Source organism: Acinetobacter sp. YZS-X1-1, assembly GCF_000804305.1.
GTDB classification, from domain to species: Bacteria; Pseudomonadota; Gammaproteobacteria; order Pseudomonadales; family Moraxellaceae; genus Acinetobacter; species Acinetobacter variabilis.
This window is the reverse complement of the sequence record NZ_JWHB01000024.1, coordinates 25,077-46,504: the sequence shown is the minus strand read 5'-3', so window position 1 is coordinate 46,504 and position 21,428 is coordinate 25,077. Positions and strand designations below refer to the sequence as shown.

Annotated in this window: 19 protein-coding genes and 3 pseudogenes; 12 read left to right on the top strand and 10 right to left on the bottom strand. The window is 37.9% G+C overall.

Annotated features, from left to right (window positions below; translation table 11 throughout):
• The first annotated feature begins 2 nt into the window (after window positions 1-2).
• From arsB to RJ01_RS12135, 6 genes and pseudogenes are all read left to right on the top strand, one after another.
• Entirely contained in the window at window positions 3-1,043 is a 1,041-nt protein-coding gene (gene arsB, locus RJ01_RS12160; protein ID WP_034171275.1) for an ACR3 family arsenite efflux transporter, read from the top strand.
• A gap of 246 nt (window positions 1,044-1,289) precedes the next feature.
• Complete coding sequence (locus tag RJ01_RS12155; protein WP_034171274.1) at window positions 1,290-2,447, top strand: MFS transporter; 1,158 nt, start codon at window positions 1,290-1,292, stop codon at window positions 2,445-2,447.
• 96 nt (window positions 2,448-2,543) lie between these two features.
• Window positions 2,544-3,425, top strand: a complete 882-nt coding sequence (locus RJ01_RS12150; protein WP_264673490.1) for a LysR family transcriptional regulator — start codon at window positions 2,544-2,546, stop codon at window positions 3,423-3,425.
• Between the two features lie 153 nt (window positions 3,426-3,578).
• A pseudogene (locus RJ01_RS16860) lies at window positions 3,579-3,718 on the top strand (ISNCY family transposase); the annotation flags it as partial.
• Window positions 3,719-4,322: 604 nt separating this feature from the next.
• Window positions 4,323-4,709, top strand: coding sequence for a diacylglycerol kinase (locus RJ01_RS12140; RefSeq protein WP_034171271.1), 387 nt, complete (start codon window positions 4,323-4,325; stop codon window positions 4,707-4,709).
• A 39-nt stretch (window positions 4,710-4,748) separates the two neighbouring features.
• The gene (locus RJ01_RS12135; protein WP_004780023.1) at window positions 4,749-5,459 is read left to right on the top strand and encodes a phosphatase PAP2 family protein; all 711 of its coding nucleotides are present in this window, start codon (window positions 4,749-4,751) and stop codon (window positions 5,457-5,459) included.
• 26 nt (window positions 5,460-5,485) lie between these two features.
• Here RJ01_RS12135 and RJ01_RS12130 read toward each other — a convergent pair whose 3' ends face one another.
• From RJ01_RS12130 to RJ01_RS12120, 3 genes are read right to left on the bottom strand one after another with little or no spacing between them, the layout of a single operon-like run.
• Window positions 5,486-6,799 carry an ATP-binding protein gene (locus tag RJ01_RS12130; RefSeq protein WP_171248474.1) on the bottom strand — a complete coding sequence of 438 codons (1,314 nt, stop codon included), beginning with the start codon at window positions 6,797-6,799 and terminating at the stop codon, window positions 5,486-5,488.
• Window positions 6,800-6,805: 6 nt separating this feature from the next.
• A complete protein-coding gene (locus RJ01_RS12125; RefSeq protein ID WP_034171269.1) occupies window positions 6,806-7,477 on the bottom strand; it encodes a response regulator transcription factor in 672 nt (223 codons plus the stop codon).
• 1 nt (window position 7,478) lies between these two features.
• Window positions 7,479-9,155: a phosphoethanolamine transferase gene (locus RJ01_RS12120; RefSeq protein ID WP_034171268.1), complete on the bottom strand. Its 1,677-nt coding sequence runs from the start codon at window positions 9,153-9,155 to the stop codon at window positions 7,479-7,481.
• Between the two features lie 657 nt (window positions 9,156-9,812).
• On the opposite strand from RJ01_RS12120, the gene RJ01_RS12115 reads away from it, so the two are divergent.
• The 4 genes and pseudogenes from RJ01_RS12115 to RJ01_RS15895 all read left to right on the top strand — a co-directional run bounded on the left by RJ01_RS12115 (window position 9,813) and on the right by RJ01_RS15895 (window position 12,947).
• Window positions 9,813-10,253 (top strand): transposase family protein, encoded by a 441-nt coding sequence (locus RJ01_RS12115; RefSeq protein WP_052209096.1) that lies wholly within the window; start codon window positions 9,813-9,815, stop codon window positions 10,251-10,253.
• A complete protein-coding gene (locus RJ01_RS12110) occupies window positions 10,238-10,633 on the top strand; it encodes a transposase (RefSeq protein ID WP_081402673.1) in 396 nt (131 codons plus the stop codon). The genes RJ01_RS12115 and RJ01_RS12110 overlap by 16 nt, the downstream gene beginning before the upstream one ends.
• 16 nt (window positions 10,634-10,649) lie before the next feature.
• Window positions 10,650-10,945, top strand: a pseudogene (locus RJ01_RS15645) (IS3 family transposase); the annotation flags it as partial.
• Between the two features lie 707 nt (window positions 10,946-11,652).
• A pseudogene (locus RJ01_RS15895) lies at window positions 11,653-12,947 on the top strand (ISNCY family transposase).
• Between the two features lie 67 nt (window positions 12,948-13,014).
• On the opposite strand, the gene RJ01_RS12085 reads toward RJ01_RS15895, so the two are convergent.
• From RJ01_RS12085 to RJ01_RS12065, 5 genes are all read right to left on the bottom strand, one after another.
• Window positions 13,015-13,932, bottom strand: a complete 918-nt coding sequence (locus RJ01_RS12085; RefSeq protein WP_034171264.1) for a LysR family transcriptional regulator — start codon at window positions 13,930-13,932, stop codon at window positions 13,015-13,017.
• Window positions 13,933-14,039: 107 nt separating this feature from the next.
• Complete coding sequence (locus RJ01_RS12080) at window positions 14,040-14,840, bottom strand: sulfite exporter TauE/SafE family protein (RefSeq protein WP_034171263.1); 801 nt, start codon at window positions 14,838-14,840, stop codon at window positions 14,040-14,042.
• Between the two features lie 43 nt (window positions 14,841-14,883).
• Window positions 14,884-15,378 (bottom strand): flavin reductase family protein, encoded by a 495-nt coding sequence (locus RJ01_RS12075; RefSeq protein WP_034171288.1) that lies wholly within the window; start codon window positions 15,376-15,378, stop codon window positions 14,884-14,886.
• A gap of 97 nt (window positions 15,379-15,475) precedes the next feature.
• A complete protein-coding gene (locus RJ01_RS12070) occupies window positions 15,476-16,519 on the bottom strand; it encodes a methionine synthase (RefSeq protein WP_004281804.1) in 1,044 nt (347 codons plus the stop codon).
• Between the two features lie 51 nt (window positions 16,520-16,570).
• Complete coding sequence (locus RJ01_RS12065; protein WP_034171262.1) at window positions 16,571-17,554, bottom strand: putative oxygenase MesX; 984 nt, start codon at window positions 17,552-17,554, stop codon at window positions 16,571-16,573.
• 300 nt (window positions 17,555-17,854) lie between these two features.
• On the opposite strand from RJ01_RS12065, the gene RJ01_RS16605 reads away from it, so the two are divergent.
• Window positions 17,855-18,367: a hypothetical protein gene (locus RJ01_RS16605; protein WP_227504430.1), complete on the top strand. Its 513-nt coding sequence runs from the start codon at window positions 17,855-17,857 to the stop codon at window positions 18,365-18,367.
• A 71-nt stretch (window positions 18,368-18,438) separates the two neighbouring features.
• On the opposite strand, the gene RJ01_RS12050 is transcribed toward RJ01_RS16605, so the two are convergent.
• Entirely contained in the window at window positions 18,439-18,915 is a 477-nt protein-coding gene (locus RJ01_RS12050) for a hypothetical protein (protein WP_034171260.1), read from the bottom strand.
• 301 nt (window positions 18,916-19,216) lie between these two features.
• Between RJ01_RS12050 and RJ01_RS12045 the strand changes: the two genes are divergently transcribed.
• Window positions 19,217-19,885, top strand: a complete 669-nt coding sequence (locus RJ01_RS12045) for an epoxyqueuosine reductase QueH (RefSeq protein ID WP_004647714.1) — start codon at window positions 19,217-19,219, stop codon at window positions 19,883-19,885.
• On the opposite strand, the gene RJ01_RS12040 is transcribed toward RJ01_RS12045, so the two are convergent.
• A complete protein-coding gene (locus RJ01_RS12040) occupies window positions 19,882-21,273 on the bottom strand; it encodes a methylenetetrahydrofolate reductase C-terminal domain-containing protein (RefSeq protein WP_034171259.1) in 1,392 nt (463 codons plus the stop codon). The genes RJ01_RS12045 and RJ01_RS12040 overlap by 4 nt on opposite strands.
• Window positions 21,274-21,428 lie beyond the last annotated feature (155 nt).

Here is a 21,428-nt window from a genome sequence, read left to right as displayed (position 1 = left end):
CAATGTCCGCATCAAAGCTCTCATTCTTAGATCGAAACCTAACTCTATGGATTTTCATTGCCATGGCATTAGGCGTAGGTATTGGGGTGTTTTTCCCTCAAACATCTGTTGTATTAGATCAATTAAGCATTAATTCAGTGAATATCCCTATCGCAATAGGGCTTATTTTGATGATGTATCCCCCACTTGCCAAAGTTGACTATGCAACCTTGCCTAAAGTCTTTGAGGACAAGCGAACCCTTACATTATCTCTTGTTCAAAACTGGATCATTGCACCTTGTCTAATGTTTGCTTTGGCAATCATTTTTCTGCACACCTATCCTGAATATATGACTGGCCTAATTCTCATAGGCTTAGCTCGATGTATTGCGATGGTCCTCGTCTGGAATGGTCTGGCATGTGGGGATAATCAATATGTTGCTGCCTTGGTTGCGTTTAACAGTATCTTCCAGATCTTGTTCTTTAGTACTTATGCTTGGTTGTTCTTGACCTTCTTACCGCCATTCTTTGGGGTAGAAGCACAAATCATTGATGTAAGTTTTTGGACCATTACCCATGCTGTTCTGGTTTATCTAGGTATTCCATTCTTACTTGGTTTTTTAACCCGGCTGATTTTAGTCAAACAGAAAGGTTTGGATTGGTATCAAACTAAGTTTATTCCAAAGATTAGCCCAATCAGCCTTATTGCGCTTTTATTCACGATTGTAGCCATGTTCAGTCTTAAAGGTAATGAAGTGATTAGCCTTCCTCTAGACGTGCTTAGAATCGCTATTCCTTTATCGATCTATTTTGTTGCAATGTTCTTCATCAGCTTCTTTATGAGTAAGTGGATGGGTAACGATTACCCTAAAACGACTGCTATTTCCTTTACAGCGGCAGGCAACAATTTTGAATTAGCACTGGCTGTGGCGATTGCCACTTTTGGATTAGCTTCACCTGTAGCTTTCACAACAGTGATTGGACCGCTTGTTGAAGTGCCTGTATTGATTGCCTTAGTCACGGTTTCGCTATGGCTTAGAAAAAAAGTTTTTAAAGAAGTATGAATCAAAAGAGTATTTAGTTTTCCTAAAATTAACATAATACACCTTATGCGAAGTCAAGAATGGGAGCCTTAAGCTCCCATTTTTACTGTATTTTTTTGAAAATTTCGTATAACGCCCATTATGTTAAATAGCCGATATAGCTCTTATTAATAGGTATAATTTTTTTTATATTTAATATAAATATTATAATTTTTTTATATATTTATAGAAATTAAACTTCTCATATATTTAAATATGAGTTTAAAAATGCCATTCATTATCTACATCTTTACAATAACGGCTTTTGCTTTAGGTCTAGCGGAGTTTGTACCAATTGGTATCACAGATGTGATGGCAAAAAGTTTAGGAGTTAATGTTGAAAAAATCGGTTCACTTGTTACTGCTTATGCACTAGGAGCTACATTCTCAGCACCTATAGTAACTCTCTTAACAAATGGTTGGTCACGAAAGAAAGTCATGTTAATGACCACCGTTATTTTTACTCTAGGTAGTTTAATTACCGCTCTAACAACTAACTTAACCTTAATGATTATTGCCCGATTTATTGCAGGAATGGGACATGGTTTATTCTTAGCTGTTGCTGCAAGTACAGCAGCTAAACTAGCAGGTCATGGACGTGAAGGTCGTGCAGTAGCCATTGTATTTGGAGGGTTCACCATCGCAATGGCTATAGGAGTTCCTTTTAGTACTTATCTAGGCAGTATTATTGATTGGCATTTAGCATTGTTATTGATTGCAATATTTGGTGCTTTCGGGTTTTTAGGATTATTTATTGGTATGAAAGATCCTTTAATTACTGATTTAGACCAGAAATATAGTATTAAACAAGGGCTTCTAAGTTTATTAAATTCCAAATTAATATATGGAGCCTTAGTAACGGTATTTGCTTTCTCTGGATCTTTTGTTGCTTATACCTATATTGCTTCAATGCTTATTGAAGTGACAGAAGTTAATGTAACTTCAATACCTGTATACACTCTCTTATTTGGTATATTTGCTGCAATTGGTAATATGCTAGGTGGAAAAATTACAGATGCAGTTGGTACAAATAAAGCCAATATTGTAATTATTGTGGGTATTGCCCTTAGTACCTTAAGTATGTGGTTATTTATACATTCTGCAGTGATGATGCTTATTCTTGTATCCTTACTTGGCCTATTTACTTTTGGTTCAGTGCCTACTCTGCAAGCTAGATTAATGGAGATTGCAAAAAAACATGCACCTAATTCAGATAGTATTGCATCAGGTCTGAATATTGCTGGTTTTAACTTTGCAATTGCACTGGGATCAACACTAGGTGCCTTGACTATCAGCCATGTCGGTTTGATCTATACAGGCATTACAGGCGCTTGTTTAGCTATTATTGGCCTCGTAATTTTAATGGTTCAAATTAAAAAAAATTAAGTTATGAAGTAGAAAAAATCTATCGATTTTTTTCTACTTTTCTTATTTTCGATAACTTAAAATCAATATTAAAGAAATATCTGAATGATCAAACTTATGAGCCGTCTTACCCATTTAAGGACCTTTCTAGAAGTATATAGATCAAAATCTTTTTCAAAAGCAGCAGAGAATTTATCAATAACTCAACCCGCTGCTTCACTACATATTCAGTCTTTAGAAGCTTTTATTGGCAATAAGCTTTTTATACGTAAGCCACGTGGTGTTGAACCTACTATTGCCGCTGATGAATTAGCCCGGTCAATAGCATCTAATGTTGATGCACTTGAACTAAAGCTATCTTCCTTTAAATTAGGTGACGTGTCTGGTGGGATAATATTTCTAGCTGCTCCAGCAGATTTTATATATTACTGCTTAACATCACCTTTTATTTCGTTGATGGAGAAAGGTTTCAATATCCGTTGTCAAACAGGTAATAAAAATAGAATATATGAGCTTCTAGAAGATAAGCTAATCGATTTAGCAGTTACAGCATCTAAGCCTAATGAAGAAAAGTTCGAATTTTTACCATTAATTACTGAAAAATTCTTATTGGTGCATGCTCCAAACCTGAGTAATAAAATTGGTAAGAAGCCTAATAAGGATGTTTTAACACAGATACCATTAATTTCTTATGATGAAGATTTACCTTTAATAAGAACAGTTTGGTCAGCCTTATTTAAAACTAAAATTAATATGATTGCATCATGCATTGTTCCTGACTTAAGAGCTATTAAACAACTTTTAATAGCTGGACATGGTTGGTCGGTGCTACCTGATTATCATTGTGAAGAAGAACTTAGAACGGGAAAGTTGATAGCAATCAACAATAAAATTGAAGCACCAGAGAACCAGCTCTATTTAGTTTGGAACAGAGGTGTACCGAAACCGAATATCTCTTTTGTTAGGGAGTATCTTTTAAATTATTTTAGTTTAAAATAATATTAATTTCTTAGATTTTCTAAAATTAACATAATACACCTTATACGAAAGCTCCAGAGTTTGTTAGAACCCATTTAAAGTGTCTATATTCTCACCAATAAAAATGTCTAGTTTATGGTGGTTTAAACATCATGGACTGGATATGAAATATAGATGCTGATCACTATGTCTGACAAAGAAATTCAACGTCTTGCAGTTCTGCAAGACGTTCGAGATCATCGCATTATTCAAGTCTATGCTTTAGAATTTTTAAATCTTTTGACTTTCAAATCACTCGTTTGATTAAATTTTTAATTATTAGAATTTTTCAAGAATTGTATTACATTAAGTGCAAAGTGACTCTATTTTAAAATATGGTTTGAATCCTACTTTAAGATCTCGAGCTGAGATGCTAATATTTATTAAGTTATTTCTAATAGAAGTATACAAATGAAGGGCAAAATAAGCATTCTTATCATAATAATAATTATATTAGCTTTAGCCATTAAGATAGAAAATGACAGAAAAAAACAAAGGATTAATGAGTCGATTCTGAATGACAAAAATACTCGAGTACCTTAACCAAATAGCTGACCTACTCCTTGAACAATATACCTCTTGCGAAAGTATCATTTTACCTAATTTTTGAATTGGCTAAAACCTTATAAAATGTAGCTTTGGGCTGTTTAAATTTTGACTAACGCAAGAAGTCTAATCATGATATTAGTTACTACTTTTGATGATTTTTAAGAAGATGTGTAATGAGGGATACCTTAGAGCATTTCAAGAAATTAAAAACTATTGAAGTGGGTTAAGCCATTTTTTGCGCCAAAACAATCAAATAAACATCCATTTTTAAGGGAGTTTTAAGGTTAAAAATTTAAATTAATCAAATCTCGTCTTAACTGAATCACTTCTATGTCCCCCGATCGTTCACTCTACAAAGGTACTTCCGGAACACAACGTATTTTCAATGCTGCTCGTTATTCCGCGACCGGCCTTAAAACAGCCTTCCGAACTGAAGCAGCCTTTCGGCAGATCGTGCTGATTAACCTGATTTTGATTCCTCTTAGTTTTTGGATATCACAGAGTCTAGCTGAGCAAGCACTCATGGTGGCTGTGTGCCTGCTAGCACTGATTGTTGAACTGATTAACTCAGCAATTGAGGCAGTAGTGGATCGTATTTCCATAGAACAGCATGAGTTATCCAAAAATGCTAAGGATATGGGCAGTGCCGCCCAGTTTGTCGCACTCATTTTAATTACCGTAACTTGGGGCATCATTTTAATCGGTCATTCGTTTTGATCTTATTTCTGCTACAACGACAAGAATGGAATATTTAAAATGTCGTCCGAACGATCTCGTTTTTTACTGAATCAAATATTGCTACTGAGTTTCAGTTTTTTGCTTCTCTGGAATTTTTTTGATGTGGGTGGAGTCATTGATTTAAAACTAATCTATCCATTTATCGATGGTCAGGGACAATTTCCCCTCCGGCAAGATTGGGCACTGGCAGAGTTAAATCATCGTTATATCAAAGATCTGTTAATTCTAGTTTATATAGTGCTATTCATTGGTTGGATGGTCGCACTAAAATGGCAATCTTGGCATAAGAGGCGTTGGGAATTAGGTTATTTCTTTATAATGGTAGTGCTTACAACTGGGATAATCGGAATTATCAAATCCCAGTCAGTTCATGCCTGTCCTTGGGATATGGTAACACCTACATCTAATGGGTTTTTATGGGATTTCAGTGCTACCGCTGGACATTGTTTTCCTGGTGGACATGCATCTAGTGGTTTTGCATTAATGACAGGCTATTTTGTTTATCGCACTGTAAACCGTCAGCGGGCTTATTTTTTTCTAATCGCTGCAGCGATCTTAGGCTTCGCTATGGGCTGGGCACAAATGATGCGAGGGGCACATTTCCTGAGTCACAACCTGTGGACTGGCTGGGTGATTTGGTGCATTAATATCATTGGTTATGTTTTATTTAGCCACAAAATGCCAGTTGAAAAAAACGCTTCCTTGCTCGCTAGCATCAAACAGCCTTAATACCTAAAAGACAAAAGTCTATCTATTTAGGCTTCGACCAAGGCAAATTTCACTTGTACACACAGACCACCTAAGCTGCTACTTTTTGAAAATTCTAAAGTACCGCCCAAACGTTCAGTTGCTTTATCCACAATTGATAGACCTAAACCACTACCAATTTCAGCATGGTTATGAACCCGATAGAATCTCTGACGAATTTGGTTAAATTGCGCTGGATCAATCCCTGCTCCACTATCTTCTATCTGTAGAATCGCCTGTTGACCTTGCTGCAATATCGATACATTGATCACGCCATGCTCTGGGCTGTATTTAATTGCATTATCAATCAGGTTATAAATAATCGAGTGTAGGGCTGAGGCCTGGCCCTGAATCAACAATTCTTGCTGTTGTTCTACTCCTAAATCAATTTCTTTTTGTAGTGCCAGCTGGATCAACTGCTCAATGCAGGCGACTGTCATTTGATTCAGAGACAGGGATTGTACAGGCTCAGTTAAACCTTCTGTGACATCCTGTTTAGCCAAACTTAACAGTTGATTTACCAGATGTTGCATCCTTAAGATGCCCAGACTCAAGTTGTGCAAGGCATCACTTTGTGGAAATTGCTGTAATAAGATCTGTAACTGTAAATTTAAAGCTGTCAGTGGTGTACGTAGTTCATGTGCAGAGTCTGCTACAAATTGACGCTGCTCTTGTTGGGCTAAGGAAATACGGCCAAACAGGTAATTCATTTCCTGAATGGTCGGTTCTAGCTCCAAAGGATATTCTTTCATTTCAATTGGTTTTAATTCTTGAGCCTTACGGCTGGCCAATTCTGTTTTAAAATCAATAAGAGGCTGAAAATTTCTCCGAATTACCCAGCTTAAACCGAATATAGCAAAAGGAAGAAATAGTACATAAGGGAGAAGCATATTCACTGCGAGCTCCAATGCTAGATCTTGCCGGACATTTTTTTGCTGGCTTACTTGGATCTGTAATTGGTCTCCAGGAATGATATAAGTTAGCCAGGTTCCGTATGGGGTTTGATGTGTATAGAATCCTGCTTTCTTGACCGATGCAACCAAAACATCCTGTGGATGTAATGTAGTATCTGTATAAGACCAAATATCTACAAATAAATCTTCTTCACTATACTGTTTTCCTAAATCAATCTCGCTTTGTAGCGGTTCAGGATGATTTTCTGCAATGCGCTCTGCGAGACTTTGCATCTGTTTGTCCAAGACTTCATTAATTTCTTCAAGTGCAATCCGGTATGCCGCAGAGATTAGTACACAGCCTAATACTACGCTAAACAATGAAATATAAATAATTAGACGTTTTTGCAAGGAATAGCGTTTTTTCATCATGCTTTACCCTAAGCGATATCCTAGTCCACGAATCGTCCGGATAAAGTCTTTCCCTAATTTGGCCCGCAGATGATGAATATAGACTTCCACAGTATTACTACTTACATCACTATCGAAATCATAAAGTTTGTCTTCTAAATCATTTTTAGAAAAAATTTTGTTTGGATACGTTAATAGTGCGGTGAGAATAGACCATTCTCGATTAGATAATTCGATAGCCTGTCCGTTAAATAATGCGATGTGTTGCTCAATATCCAATTCCAAACCACTGTGTAATAACTTCTTATTAGTATCTTTCTCAATATTTATACTTCCACTTCGACGCATTAAAGCGTGAATACGTGCCAGTAGCTCGTCAAATTCATAAGGTTTAATTAAGTAATCATCTGCCCCATTATTCAGTCCATCTACCCGGTTTTGTAGCTGATCTCGAGCAGAAATAATCAGGACAGGTAAACTTGGGAACTTTTGACGGATATTTTTAAGTACCAGCATACCATCCATCATTGGCAAACCCAGATCTAGTAGGACAATATTATAATTTTGCTGTTGTAGCTGTTTTAAGCCATCAATACCATTGTTGACCCAGTGCACATCAAATTGATGGAGCTTGAGCAATGTTTTAGTTGACTCGGCAATCATGAAGTCATCTTCAATAATCAATATTTTATGCATCTCAAGCTCTGTTCTTTAATGATGATGAGCATTGTGCAAGCATATCATTTTTAGCTTCAATCACTTGCGTTTTTATACCCAGCAAACTCAATAAACTCGGGAACAGATTATCCTGACTGTGCATCTTACCGGTTTGTGCTTTGAGACAGTTGACCTGCTGGGTATTGTACTGTTGCCAATACTCTGAAAACCACATCAACATTGGAACATGGGTCTGTTGCGTTGGTGCTATGCTATAAGGGGCACCGTGCAGATATAGACCATGTTCTCCGGTAGATTCACCATGATCAGACAGATACCAGAAACCAGTTTGATATTGTTTTTGATCCTGCAACGTTTTGATCATCTGAGCAAGGACATAATCTGTATAGACAATAGAATTATCATAGCTATTTTTTAGCTCATCGGCGCTACAGCCCTGAATGGCATTGGTATTACAGGTTGGTTGGAAAGGTTGGTATGGTGATTTGGAGCGTTTGAAATAAGCCGGACCGTGGCTGCCCATTTGGTGCAGAACGATCAACTGTGGTTTTTGATTATTTTTATCGAGATGTGACAAATAATCTTTCAGACTATCTACCAATATTTCGTCAAAACATTCACCTTCAGCATCACACCACTTTTGTTTCAGTTGAATGGGAATTTGATAATTTTGAATCCGGTTACAGGCACCTTTACAGCCAGAATTATTATCAATCCAAGTCACTTGATAACCAGCACGCTGAGCAATATCTAGTAATCCTTCACGATGGCTAGCCAACTGTTCATCATAGTTTTGACGTGTCATCCCTGAAAACATACAAGGTACTGAAACAGCTGTGGCAGTTCCGCAAGAACTGACTTGATTAAAATTTATCACCTGCAGTTTGCTCAGTTCAGGATTTGTATTACGTGCATAGCCATTTAGAGCAAAGCTCTCAGCACGTGCAGTTTCCCCTACTACCAGCACCATCAATTTAGGTTTGCTTTGCATTTGAGTCTGCTGAAGTAGATGTGCATCTTCACCAAAGGTCACCAATGGCAAATTTGCTTTAGGGGCTTTTTTCTTATAATAGGATAATGTAGATGCAATACTGTTTTGTGGGGAGATCATCCCTTTCAGGTCACGATGCTCACGAAAGATGGCAGCATAATCGACATAAAAACAGAATAATAAGCTGAGTATTAATCCGAGTGAAAGTACACTGCTCAAACTTTTATGCAACAATTGACGCCCCAATGATACAGGCTGAATTTTAAGTATCCACACGATAAAGAGTGGGAAAATGACAAATACCAATGTCCAGATAATTAATCGTATTGACCAAAGATCCCGAATTTCACGAACATCAGTTTGTAACATATTCTGGATCTGGTCTGGGGTAATGACTATACCTAGACTATTAACAAAATAAGCACTAAAGCCACCCAGAATGATCAGAATACTGGCTAGTATTTTGGCATTCCACTTCCAGATAAGCCATTGTAATACCAGATAATAAAAGCCAATAACAACCAAGACTGTCGTAGCTAATAATGCCCATGCTTTGAAATTGCTATGGGGCGTCAGTTGATGAATTTTTTGATAAAAAGAAAAATTCAAAACTAATCCCAACCAAATAGCGAGCATCAGATTAAATCTTGCTAAACGAATTGGTTTGATTTGAAGAAAGCTTGGAAAAGAAGTCAGTTTAAGCATTTTTTAAGTTCGAAGACTTTAATATGCTTTAGCCTAAAATTTGAATCTTAAAAATGACTTAAAATAATCTGAGAACTACAAAAACTCAGACATATTTTAATTTCAAATCTAATCCTAAGACATCAAAAAATATAAGCCATTGTTTAATATTAAATTGTATTTATCAGTAAGGTTATTAGTAAGCATCGGTTTTATTGCACAAAGATTTGAAAGGCAAAGCGCCCCTTAATTGAGCCAAATTTAAGACGTAACGTGGGTAAGTGGTCGACCTAATTCCGTCATAGATCAGTTTTTAATCAACTCCAAGTTGTAGATTTCAGCTTACAATCTTGCATAGGAATGAACATAAAAAGTGCCTGTTGACTGCCATCACTCTCCTAGACAAATATCATCTATTATTATAGTCAGCCTCAGAGTGAAGTCTGTCTGAACCTTACCGGGTTTGTCGGAGACCAACTTTCTTGAGATGAGATAAAGTATTGTTTCGCAAGATGTAGCGAAGCCTAGTGTCCCGATGACAAAACCAAAATATACCCCTGAAATTAGAGGTAGAACGGTTCAATTATTGATTAGATCTCTTGCATAAATCAAAAAATGACTAACCTGGTAGTCGTTTTTCGTACCGATCAATAAGCCGTATTTGGTTAGCATTGTTGCATGAACTACTCAAAAGTAAAAATACTGCCAAGCCAGCAGTTTAAACGACTTGTCGGAATACAACCCTCAACTTTTGCAGAAATGCTTGAAGTATTGAGAGCCGCTCAAAGTGATAGTCGACGAGGAAGACCCTCAATACTTTCGCTTGAAGATCAGCTGTTGATGACCTTAAGCTATTGGCGCGAATATCGCATACTCTTCTATATTGCGATGACCTATGGTATCCATGAATCAAGCGCTTCACGCATTATTCAAAAGATTGAAAACCTTTTAATAAAGTCCGATAAATTTTATTTACCTAAAAAGTTACCACAAGGCGAAGGTGCAGATTGGGGAGTTATCGTGATTGATGCCACTGAAATGACGATAGAACGTCCAAAAAAAAATAGAAAAAGTACTATAGCGGCAAGAAAAAACGTCATACGATCAAAGCCCAGCTGACGATTCACTACGAGACTGGCCAAATTATATCAACAGCCATTGCACATGGCAGCGTGCATGATTTTGAGTTATTTAAAAAACAGCGTAAAAAACAAAAATACAAGGCATTATTGCTTGTAGATAAAGGCTATCAAGGTTTGAATCGACTGGGAGTGAACGGCCTTATTCCCTTTAGATCAAGCAAAAATAAGCCATTGACGCTGTTACATAAGCAAATCAATCGTGAAATTGGAAAACGACGTATCCGAATTGAGCACGTAAATGGCAAATTAAAGACCTTTAGAATTCTTGCTGAGCGTTATCGCAATCGGCGTAAACGGATGGGTTTACGCCTTAATTTGATTACTGCAATTTACAACATGGAATTGATTAAAAAATGATTTTTGCAAGAGGTCTATTGAATCTGAAAAAGATTATACTTCTACTTGGGCTGCAATCACAGCAATTGCTCCCAAGATTGGCTGTACTTCTGAAACACTACGTTTCTGGCATCAGAAGCATTTGAGTCAACAGAATCCAGCCAAAGTACAGCAACTTTCAGATCAAGAACGTATTAAACAACTCAAACGTGGCAATAAAGAATTGCAAAGAGCCAATGAAACTCTACGTAAAGCAGCCGCTTTTTTCACCCAGGCGGAGCTCGAATGCCCACACAAATAATGGTGGATTTTATCCATCATGATAAAGAACTGTAGGGATAGTCACGTACTCATAGATCTATCTAAATTAACAAGAGTTTATGGGAATCCAACTGGTGCCCAGTACGTGTACAATCAGAGATCGAAAATGTTCTAAAAGATCAAATTTCTTTACTTAAAAATCAGTTAGATTTAGCAAATCAAAGAGAAAGCTCTTTAGTGCAACATATTGAAGATCTCACTCATAGAATTGAGTTTAAAGGCACCTTAGAACAGTCAAGACAAGAAAATACTAGTAAACTAAATGAATCTAGTAATATGAATATAGCAACAGATCCTCGGTCAGAGACTGAGTCAAACTATGACGAATTGACTACTCCTAGGCAAAACAATAAGCATATTCTTATTCTAGGGCATGTTGAGTTAGCACCGAAAAAGTGGCTTTTAGAGCCGTTTTTTTAGACCCTATGATTAACCATAATTATTTAACTAATATGAAAAAAGTCGTGAAAATTTGATTAAATAATAAACGTAGAACGTGAAAAATCATAAAAAAAGCCCACTTTGGGGGGATGGGGCAAAAAATAAACTACAGGTTTGAGTTTTCAAGAGAATTTTAACACTGTTATTCACCAATTAAAATGTCTAGTTTATGATGGTTTTTATCATCATGGACTGGATATGAAATATAGATGCTAATCACTATGTCTGATAAAGAGATTCAAAGTCTTGCAGTTCTGTAAGACGTTTGAGATCATCGTATTATCCAGGTCCGTGCTGCTGAAATCCTGAATCTTTCTACCCGTCAACTTACCCGGTTATTGCAGAAGCTTAATCAAGATGGGGTTTCAGGTCTGGCGCATGCCAGTCGTGGTCAACCTGGCCATCGTCGCCATGACGTCCTGTTAAAATCAAAATGTCTTTCCATTATTTCTGAACATCTGCTGGGCTTTGGACCTAAATTGGCGCATGAGAAGCTCAGCAGCATATTTGACCCGAATATCCCGGTAGAAACGGTTCGTTCGGCGCTGGATGACGCCCAATGACCTGTGGATCGAGATCAGCGCATGAAACGTCCGTACCAGCCACGCTATAACCGTGATTGCTTCGGTGAGCTGATCTAGATTGATGGCTCATACCATGACTGGTTTGAAGGTCGAGCTGTAAAATGCTGCTTGCTGGTTTATATCGATGATGCCGCTGGAAAGCTGTTGCATCTGTGCTTTTGTGAGGCTGAAACGACCTTTGATTACATGCTTTCAACCCGAGCCTACATTGAACAATACGGCAAACCTCTGGACTTTTATAGCGACAAACATTTGGTATTCAGAGTTAAGCAGAAATCCAGGCAGGACAGCCAGATCACGCAATTTAACCGGATTCTGAATGAGTTAAACATTGATATTATCTTTGGCAACTCACCACAGGCCAAAGGTCGCGTAGAACGCGATAGAACCCTTCAAAACCGTTTGATCAAGGAGATACGTCTGGGAAGGCATCAGTTCGATTGCCGAAGCGAATGCCTGGCTAACCTGCTTCATTGAGCAGTTTAATCAGAGAAGTTTGCCAAATGTGCGCGAAACTCAAAGAACCTGCATCAGCCATTAACCGAATCTGATCTTGAACTGGATGAGATTTTTACTTGACGTGAACCCCGTAGAGTCACGAATAGCCTGACCATTACTTATGATAAATGCGTATATCTCCTAGAGAAGACAGAAGAAAATCAGAGGCTGATCAGTAAATATCTTGAGTTTTTGGAATACCCGGAAGTACTGTAGCCATCATGTGTGATGGTCGAAAGCTCAACTACAGCCTCTTCGATAAATTAAGTCAGCTGAATCAGTGAGAGATTGTTGAGAATAAGCGGTTAGGTTCAGTCCTGGCGCATATTTAACATCAACATGAAGAATTGGAAAAACAAAATAAACGTTCTCGTTTCAAGAAAAGTATGCCGAGTCGTAAAGCTCAGAAAGCTGTTATTGAACAAAGAAATCTGAATCCTGTGCTTGACTCTTGGGGGGTAAAAAAACAGGACATTTTAATTGGTGAATAACATACAAATCTACTGTACACTTTTTTAGCACTCCTTTGACCCTGAAGTAAAGGAAAAAAGCCTAGATTTAAACATAATAGCTATTTCGTTTCTTAGAAAATCGTTCAAGCTGCTTTAAGAACCCTTCAAAATAGTCTCTCTGTTTTTCACCCGTTCTAAAACCTGCATATAAGGTTCGGCGTAATCCTTCAGGTGAAACACATTCTAGACGTCGTGACGTGACCCAGCCTTTCGCTTCATATTCATTCACTACCCAATCAGGTAGCGCTGCAATACCACGTCCGCTCGCCACAAGCTGAATCAGCATTTGGGTTAAGTCAGTGGTTCGAATGTTTTTAGGTTGAATATTTTCAGGAATAAATAGTTTCGACATGATATCTAAACGATGTTTATCCACTGGATAAGTAATCAGTGTTTCTTCAGCTAACTCTTGAGCGGTAATTTGTTCTACACGTACCAATGGATGGGTTGTTGATAAAACAAGTCGCGATTCATATTCAAATACCGGAAAGTATTCAACACCTTTTAAAGCGATTGGATCTGCTGTAATCAGTAAGTCAAATTCGCCATTTTGCAATAACTCATGTGGATTCGCTTCAAATCCTGATGCGAAGTCTAAATCGACATCTGGATATTGAATACGGTACTGATTTAATAGTGGCATAAGCCAATCGAAACAACTATGGCATTCAGAAGAAAATGTGATTCGACCTGTTTGACCATGCAGAATTCTACTGATATCAGCTTGTGCGATTTGTACTTGTGGCAAAATCTCATCTGCTAGTTTTAGTAGACGTTGACCAACATTAGAAAAAGTAATAGGCCGAGTCTTGCGGTTCACGACCTCAATACCCATCCACTGATCAAGCTCACGTAGCTGATGAGATACCGCTGAAGGTGTAATGCAAAGATCGCTCGCAGCTGCGACTAAAGAACCATGTTCTCTTAAAGCTGAAAGCATTTTTAAGTGTTTTAATTCGATCATCTTGGGAGAAACTCAAATCATTGTCCTTGTAAGGATACATTAAAAGCAAAGATTAAAAGCCCACATGAAGCAGGCTATTTAACATGATGAATGATCATTGCGTAATATCAAATGAATCCTTTCACAAGGAAAAAGCATCCAACAATGACCAATAAAAGGGCAAAGCATTTCTTCAACATTACTGGCGATAAGGCATGTGCAGCCTTCGCACCAAATTTTGCAGTGATGAAACTCATGATACTGATGCCAATGAAGGCATAAATATGAACATAACCAATAGTATTCGGCACATTGATTTCAGCATTCATGCCAAAAAGCATAAATCCTAATGCACCTGCAACCGCAATCGGTAACCCACACGCCGCAGATGTTCCAACAGCCTTCTGCATGACCACACCATAGCGATTCAGATATGGAACCGTCAGACTTCCACCACCAATACCAAAGATTGCTGATGCAACCCCAATCACACTACCTGCAGCAACTTGTTGACCTGATGAGGGTAACGTTTTCGTTGGGTCAATTGCTTTTTTGGCACCTGTAAACATCGTATATGCGACCCAAATCAGAAATAAGCCAACAATGATTTGTAGATGTAATCCTGATATCAAACCAGCAATACCTGCCCCAAAAAAACAACCAATTACCATAGGTGGCGCTAGATTTTTAAAAACAGGCCAAATCACAGCACCAGTTTTATGATGCGCCATCAATGAGCTAATCGAGGTTACAACAATGGTTGCCAAAGATGTGCCTAATGCGAGGTGCATAACCACATCGGGGTCATAGCCCATTTGGGTAAAGACAATAAAAAGCAGTGGTACAATAATCGTACCACCGCCGACACCAAACAGCCCTGCCGCAAAACCAGCAAAAGCACCGATGATTAAAAAGGTTATAAGTTCCACAATAGACTAACTTTTAAAAAGATGAAGGAATTAAGGCATTGGGTTAAACGTGTTCCAATTGACCCACTTGATGATAAGCACGGTTAAAATACACCAGACTTTCTTCTTGATCGCTTTGTTGAACTTTAAGAACACGACACATGAATACACTGTGTGTACCGACTTGCTGAATATCTTGAATCTCACAGTCAAAACTGACCAAGGCATCTTTCAAAATAGGTGAACCAGTTTCCATCGTACTCCAATCACCGAGTTTGAAACGATCTTCTGAGCTGAATTTACTTGAAGCAAAAGCATTTGAAAGCTGTTCATGCTGAGTACTTAGTACGTTTACAGCCAAGACTTTATTTTCAACAAAATGGGCATGTGAACGGGAGGATTGATTCATACAGACTAATAACATTGGCGGTGTATCCGTCACGCTACATACGGCAGATGCAGTAAATCCATGCATACCTTTTTCACCCAAAGTCGTAATAACATTCACTGCTGTGGTGAGTAAAGACATTGCATTTCTAAAGTCTGTTGCTTCAATCATCTCTTTCATCTCAAATGTACATATCACGTGCTCGTGCATAAAGCTGGACAAATGACCTTGCGATGATTTGTTCTGCTTCGCACGAGACTACGTTTGATTAAGCTTCTAGCTCTTTACGAACAATGGCAGCACCTGCGCTTAAAGCTTCAAGTTTGCCACGTGCCACTTGGCGAGATAGCGGTGTCATACCACAGTTAGTTGAAGGATACAGTTTATCTGCATCAACAAATTGCAATGCTTTGCGTAGCGTATTTGCTACTTCCTCTGCAGTTTCCACTTGAGTGGTTGCCACATCAATTGCACCCACCATCACTTTCTTACCACGGATCAATTCGATTAAATCCATTGGTACACGTGAGTTTTGGCATTCAAGTGAAATAATATCGAGCTTAGATTGTTGTAGTTTCGGGAATGACTCTTCGTATTGACGCCATTCATTACCTAAAGTTTGTTTCCAATCTGTATTGGCTTTAATGCCGTAACCATAGCAAATATGAACTGCGGTTTCACATTTTAGACCTTCAAGTGCACGTTCTAAGGTTGGTACACCCCAGTCATTCACTTCATCAAAGAATACGTTAAACGCAGGTTCATCAAATTGAATAATGTCTACGCCTGCTGCTTCAAGTTCTAAAGCTTCTTGGTTCAAAATTTTGGCAAATTCCCAAGCCAGTTTTTCACGGCTCTTGTAGTGTCCGTCAAAAAGTGTATCAATCATGGTCATTGGACCAGGCAACGCCCATTTAATTGGCTGACTGGTTTGGCTGCGTAAAAATTTCGCATCGTCTACAAACACTGCTTTTTTACGAGAAACTTCACCCACAACTGAAGGTACACTTGCATCATAACGATTACGAATACGCATGGTTTCACGCTTTTCGAAATCTACACCTTCAAGATGTTCAATAAACGTGGTTACAAAGTGCTGACGGGTTTGCTCACCATCACTCACGATATCGATACCTGCAGTGACTTGCTCATGTAATGATAATTTCAAAGCATCACGTTTAGCTTCTAATAATTCTTCGCCTTCAAGCTTCCATGCAGACCATAATTTTTCAGGTTCAGCTAACCAAGACGGTTTTGGCAAGCTACCCGCAGTTGAAGTTGGGAGTAAAAGTTTCGGTTGTGTAAGCGCCATGTCTAATCTTCTTTCTCTAAAATTCGTCAGTCTGTGTGTCAATTCGATGTCTTAAGCAGCTGTTTCGACCTTAAAGTTTGCTGCCCATTCATTTAAAATATCTTGATATGGTTTGATGAAGTTTTCTTCTGTCCATTTACCTTGCTTAACCGCTAACTCACTACGTTCAACACGGTCATAAACGATACGTGTCAGTGAGTAATCGCCATAGCTCAAGCTTGGTTGATACTCCACACCTGCCGGAGAGTTGGTGTTGTAAATTTCAGGACGATAAATTTTTTGGAAGCTTTCCATGGTTGCAATCGCGCTGATCAATTCAAAATCAGTATAATCACGAACTAAGTCGCCAGCGAAATAGAATGCTAATGGTGCATTACCACCTTCTGGTTTGAAGTAACGTACACGTAAGCCCATTTTGGCGAAATATTCATCGGTACGTGAATATTCATCATTGGTATATTCCTCACCTAAAATAGGATGTACGTTTGCCGTACGGTAATAGGTTTTAGAGGTTGAAACACTTAAACAAATCACAGGTGGCTTGGTAAATTCTGCCTTAAATACATCTGAATTCACCAAATGTTGATACAATTTACCATGTAGATCTCCAAAATCTTCAGGTTTTTCACCTACACCACAACCCAATTGAGGCAATACTACGCTGAAGTCGTAATCACGCACATAAGATGAGAAGCTATTGCCGATCATGCCTTCAATACGCTCCCCTGTTTTATGGTCAATCACTACACTTTTCAGTGTTTCAATAAATGGAAAGGTTTGGCCATTGCCTTCGATATCAATTTCAGCAGAAATGATGTCGATCTCAAGTGAGTAGCGATCACCTTTCGGGTTATCAACGGTCGCCAAGCTATTAAAACGGTTGTTGATCATCGCAAGGGTACGACGCAAGTTTTCTTCACGGCTTTCTCCACGTGCCAAATTGGCAAAATTTGTGGTTAAACGTGTGCTTTCTGCTGGCGTGTAGTTTTCATCAAAACGGATACGTTTAATTGAACATTCAAATGCTGTACTCATGGAGATTACCACCTAAAAATTTTATAAAAAGCTAAATTTCTGAATGGCTGTATTTAAACGTGAATAAGAAAGTGAGTAAAACGATATAAATTCAGCTTAAGATGAGAAATACTCATCTTAATAAATTAAAGATGCTGAGGATTTTTAGTTATTCAGTAAGCTAAGAGCATATTCTGGTCCAATTGGACACTTAATAGTATATCGTACTGGACATAGATTCTTCTTTTAATTGGATACTCTGATTTTCAGATACTCTTTGTATCTAAAACGAAATTTAAATGAAAAAGTAAAATAAGTCCTATGAAAAAAGCAGTTATTGCACTGAGTTGCTTAAGTATATTTATGACAGGCTGTTCCTCGCTTCTTAATCCAAGTATTCACAATTCACTAAAAGAAGTGAGAACATCGAACTTCCTAAAAAATGAAGATAAAACAAAAACCATTGGTGGGATTGATGCAAACAGTAATGGTGTTCGAGATGATATTGAGGGATACATAAATCTCAAATATGGAAATAACCCCAAATTTGTTAGCGTATATATGCAGTATGCAAAAGAATTACGAACAAAGCTGACGTTGGCTAGTGATGATCGTGAAGCCTATCGTAGAGCATCACACAAAGTCAGCAGGCAAATGATTTGTGCTTCGAAAATTGACTATGAAGTTGAGCCTGAAAAAATGTATCGGGACACAATGATCATCTATGCTCTGTCGGTGAATACTAAGCAGCGCAAGGCTGAAAGTAATCGTATTAGCTCATTGGTGAGTGGCATGGTCTTCATATTGCCAACTGAGGAACATTGCAAAAATTAACGATTTATTAAAATGTCCAAGTTAAAGAAGAATGGGTGTCCAAATACTTATTGATTTTGCAAGCTAAGCGGCTATCTAAAATCTTTATCTGAAATTGGTAATGTTTTTTGCAACTCTACCAAAGATAATAAATCTCCAACTATCAAGTATGTGTAAATAACATAACGATCAGCTTTTTGCCTAGAAGTAATAATATTATGAGAACCTTTCTGAGCAGCTTTGAAAATAGCATCTAACCGTTCACCCAAATATTTCATCTGTGAACCAACGATTTCCTCAAATCTTTTAGAGTCTGACTGCTCATCAACATATGTAATAATTCGATTTATATAATTATCCACACCTAATTTAATAATTTTAGTTTTACCATTATCTAAATTAATAGTCTTATCCTCTCTAGCAGGATAAATCACATCAGCAGTATCTTGTAATATTCGCCTACAACTATGAACGGCATTTGACCAATCCTCTGAATTTTCGGACGTTAAATTCTCATAAACAGATGCAAATTTTTGTGCTGATAATGGTACTTTGGTAATCGAATTCATTTAGCAATCTTGCCAATCTACTCGCCTTTAATGCGCAATTAGATAAAGAAGAGGTACTTAACTCAATATTACTAATAATTTCTTCACTTAATTTTAAAGCTTCATTCAATGACTCTTGATTAACTTGCAATGTTCTGATTCCAAAGCATTATTGTAGTTATTCTCTTATATACTTTAGTTCTTATTAAATTTCAATTAGTGAATTTCTTTCATCTTAACCTTAGAAAATATCAGTATATCAAATCCTTACTATCTAATTAAATCGTTAAAATATAGGGTTTAGATTTAAACCCATATCACTATGTCAAACAAACTTGAACGTCAGAAATTGACTCTCCCAGCAGGTCACGACAAGCTTCTGCTTCACTCCTGCTGTGCACCATGCTCGGGTGAAGTGATGGAAACCCTAATTGAATCAGGCATCGACTTTTCGATCTTTTTTTATAATCCCAATATTCACCCTGTCAAGGAATATGAAATCCGTAAGGAAGAAAATATTCGCTTTGCAGAAAAACATAATATTCCTTTTATTGACTGTGATTACGATACAGACAATTGGTTTGCACGTGCCAAAGGCATGGAAAATGAGCCAGAGAAAGGTATTCGCTGTACCATGTGTTTTGATATGCGCTTTGAACGGACTGCCCTTTATGCAGCTGAAAATGGCTTCAGCCTAATTAGTAGCTCATTGGGTATTTCTCGTTGGAAAGATATGAAGCAGATCAATGATTGTGGGCATCGTTCTGCTTCACATTATGAAGGTATCACCTATTGGGACTACAACTGGCGTAAAAATGGTGGTGCTGTTCGTATGCTTGAAATCAGCAAGAAGGAAGAATTCTACCAACAAGAATATTGTGGCTGTGTATACTCCTTACGTGATACCAACCGTTGGCGTATGAGCCAAGGTCGTGATCGCATCAAATTGGGCGTGAAATTTTATTCGAATGCCATGGATGATGAAAGCTAAGCTTCGGTCGCCAGATACCAATTTTTCCAGGAACTGGTTCCACGGACTTCAATAGGCACAGTTGGAATCAGTTTTTCTTTTAGAACATCAGTCTGTCCCACGGCTTTGGCAAGTCGGGCTTTCACAGAATGAATGCATTCACGATCTCCAAACTCACAGCGATCCAATGTCGTACCACCACAAGGACCATTCGCCAATCCTTTGGGGCAAGTTTCAGGGCAAATATATAAAGTATCTCCTAACCTACATTGACCACAACTTTCACAACCCACGACCCCTTGCTTAGAGATAAATTCAGTTTTTAACAATGCTTTTGCTGCAGGCGTATTTTCCCAGAGTGAGGCTTTAAAAATAAAATGCCCCACACCTTTGGCAATTTTGGACTCAAATAGAGCCTTGTGCATGAAATGCAATTGCTGATATTTAATAAGCTGGCTAGAGGATGGTTGGCGGGAATAATAAGCTAATTGTGGCACGAGTTCCTTTTTAGTCTCCACTTGCCACAGTGCATTCCAGAGTGCTTCGAGTTCCTGTAAACCATAATGTCGATATTGTTCAATATATTTTTCTAAAAGCTTTTGCTCTTCAGGCTTATGGCATGCTGAAAGATGCACACCTGCAAAACCCAAATACTTACACATCAATATTTGTATAGCACAACGTTTATAAGCATTCTCAGTTCGTCCATCCTGTTCTTCCTGAGCCAACACTCGTAACATGTGTGGTGTAATCACAATTCCTGCGATCTTATGTTTCACCATAAAATTGGCACGTGCCAAACTAAGTGGCATAACACAAGCAAGTATATTTTGTGGGTATCGATGACGATTTAAAAAAGCCTTGGCTTGTTTTAAAGCCTCCATATCGTAACCCAACTGGGTAACGATAAAGTCTGCTCCTGCTTTAATCTTTTTGTGAAGTTTTAAATATTGTGCATCACGTTCAGCTTCAGCATATTTAAAGGGATTAAAAGCTACACCAATATGAAATCCACCATAACACTTTGCGGCCATAACCGCATTTACAGACTCTAAATATCGGGTGCGATTCGTTCCATCTTGACCATTTGTATGCCCTTTTAACTTATCACCTGTGAGAAGCAGTAAATTTCTTTGTCCTGAAGCTTGAGTTAATTTTAAGAAGGTCTCAAAATCAGTAATATCCCGACCTTTCCCTGAATAATGGATGATTTTTTCCACTGATGAAGAAAATGTCTTCGCACATTCAAGTGGTGGCAAATCACTATCGGCATGCACTCGATCTGCCAAAGTGATCGCACATGGAAATTCTGCTAAAGACATTGGTACGGCAATGCCCTTAGCAGAACTTAAATATTCCAACAAAATACAAAACTGATTGTGCTTAAAATGGGAAGCAAGCTGTGACATAAAATAAAGTTCAAATAAAAATGATTAAAGCAGGTCGCTATTATATTCGACCTAATAGAATCAGCCCGATTAATCTTAAATAGGCTGATATAGAAAATTTTAGTCAATAATTATGCAATGAATCTATTCACTACATTCAATCAGGCAACTTTCTC

Bases quoted from the DNA above. Each gene is read 5' to 3' on its own strand.
- RJ01_RS12130 (WP_171248474.1), bottom strand. From the start codon at position 6,799: ATGAAAAAACGCTATTCCTTGCAAAAACGTCTAATTATTTATATTTCA.
- RJ01_RS12045 (WP_004647714.1), top strand. From the start codon at position 19,217: ATGTCAAACAAACTTGAACGTCAGAAATTGACTCTCCCAGCAGGTCAC.
- RJ01_RS12125 (WP_034171269.1), bottom strand. From the start codon at position 7,477: ATGCATAAAATATTGATTATTGAAGATGACTTCATGATTGCCGAGTCA.
- RJ01_RS12115 (WP_052209096.1), top strand. From the start codon at position 9,813: ATGAACTACTCAAAAGTAAAAATACTGCCAAGCCAGCAGTTTAAACGA.
- RJ01_RS12040 (WP_034171259.1), bottom strand. From the start codon at position 21,273: ATGTCACAGCTTGCTTCCCATTTTAAGCACAATCAGTTTTGTATTTTG.
- RJ01_RS12065 (WP_034171262.1), bottom strand. From the start codon at position 17,554: ATGAGTACAGCATTTGAATGTTCAATTAAACGTATCCGTTTTGATGAA.
- RJ01_RS12050 (WP_034171260.1), bottom strand. From the start codon at position 18,915: ATGAATTCGATTACCAAAGTACCATTATCAGCACAAAAATTTGCATCT.
- RJ01_RS12150 (WP_264673490.1), top strand. From the start codon at position 2,544: ATGAGCCGTCTTACCCATTTAAGGACCTTTCTAGAAGTATATAGATCA.
- RJ01_RS12140 (WP_034171271.1), top strand. From the start codon at position 4,323: ATGTCCCCCGATCGTTCACTCTACAAAGGTACTTCCGGAACACAACGT.
- RJ01_RS12075 (WP_034171288.1), bottom strand. From the start codon at position 15,378: ATGATTGAAGCAACAGACTTTAGAAATGCAATGTCTTTACTCACCACA.
- RJ01_RS12070 (WP_004281804.1), bottom strand. From the start codon at position 16,519: ATGGCGCTTACACAACCGAAACTTTTACTCCCAACTTCAACTGCGGGT.
- RJ01_RS12120 (WP_034171268.1), bottom strand. From the start codon at position 9,155: ATGCTTAAACTGACTTCTTTTCCAAGCTTTCTTCAAATCAAACCAATT.
- RJ01_RS12155 (WP_034171274.1), top strand. From the start codon at position 1,290: ATGCCATTCATTATCTACATCTTTACAATAACGGCTTTTGCTTTAGGT.
- arsB (WP_034171275.1), top strand. From the start codon at position 3: ATGTCCGCATCAAAGCTCTCATTCTTAGATCGAAACCTAACTCTATGG.
- RJ01_RS12135 (WP_004780023.1), top strand. From the start codon at position 4,749: ATGTCGTCCGAACGATCTCGTTTTTTACTGAATCAAATATTGCTACTG.
- RJ01_RS12085 (WP_034171264.1), bottom strand. From the start codon at position 13,932: ATGATCGAATTAAAACACTTAAAAATGCTTTCAGCTTTAAGAGAACAT.
- RJ01_RS16605 (WP_227504430.1), top strand. From the start codon at position 17,855: ATGAAAAAAGCAGTTATTGCACTGAGTTGCTTAAGTATATTTATGACA.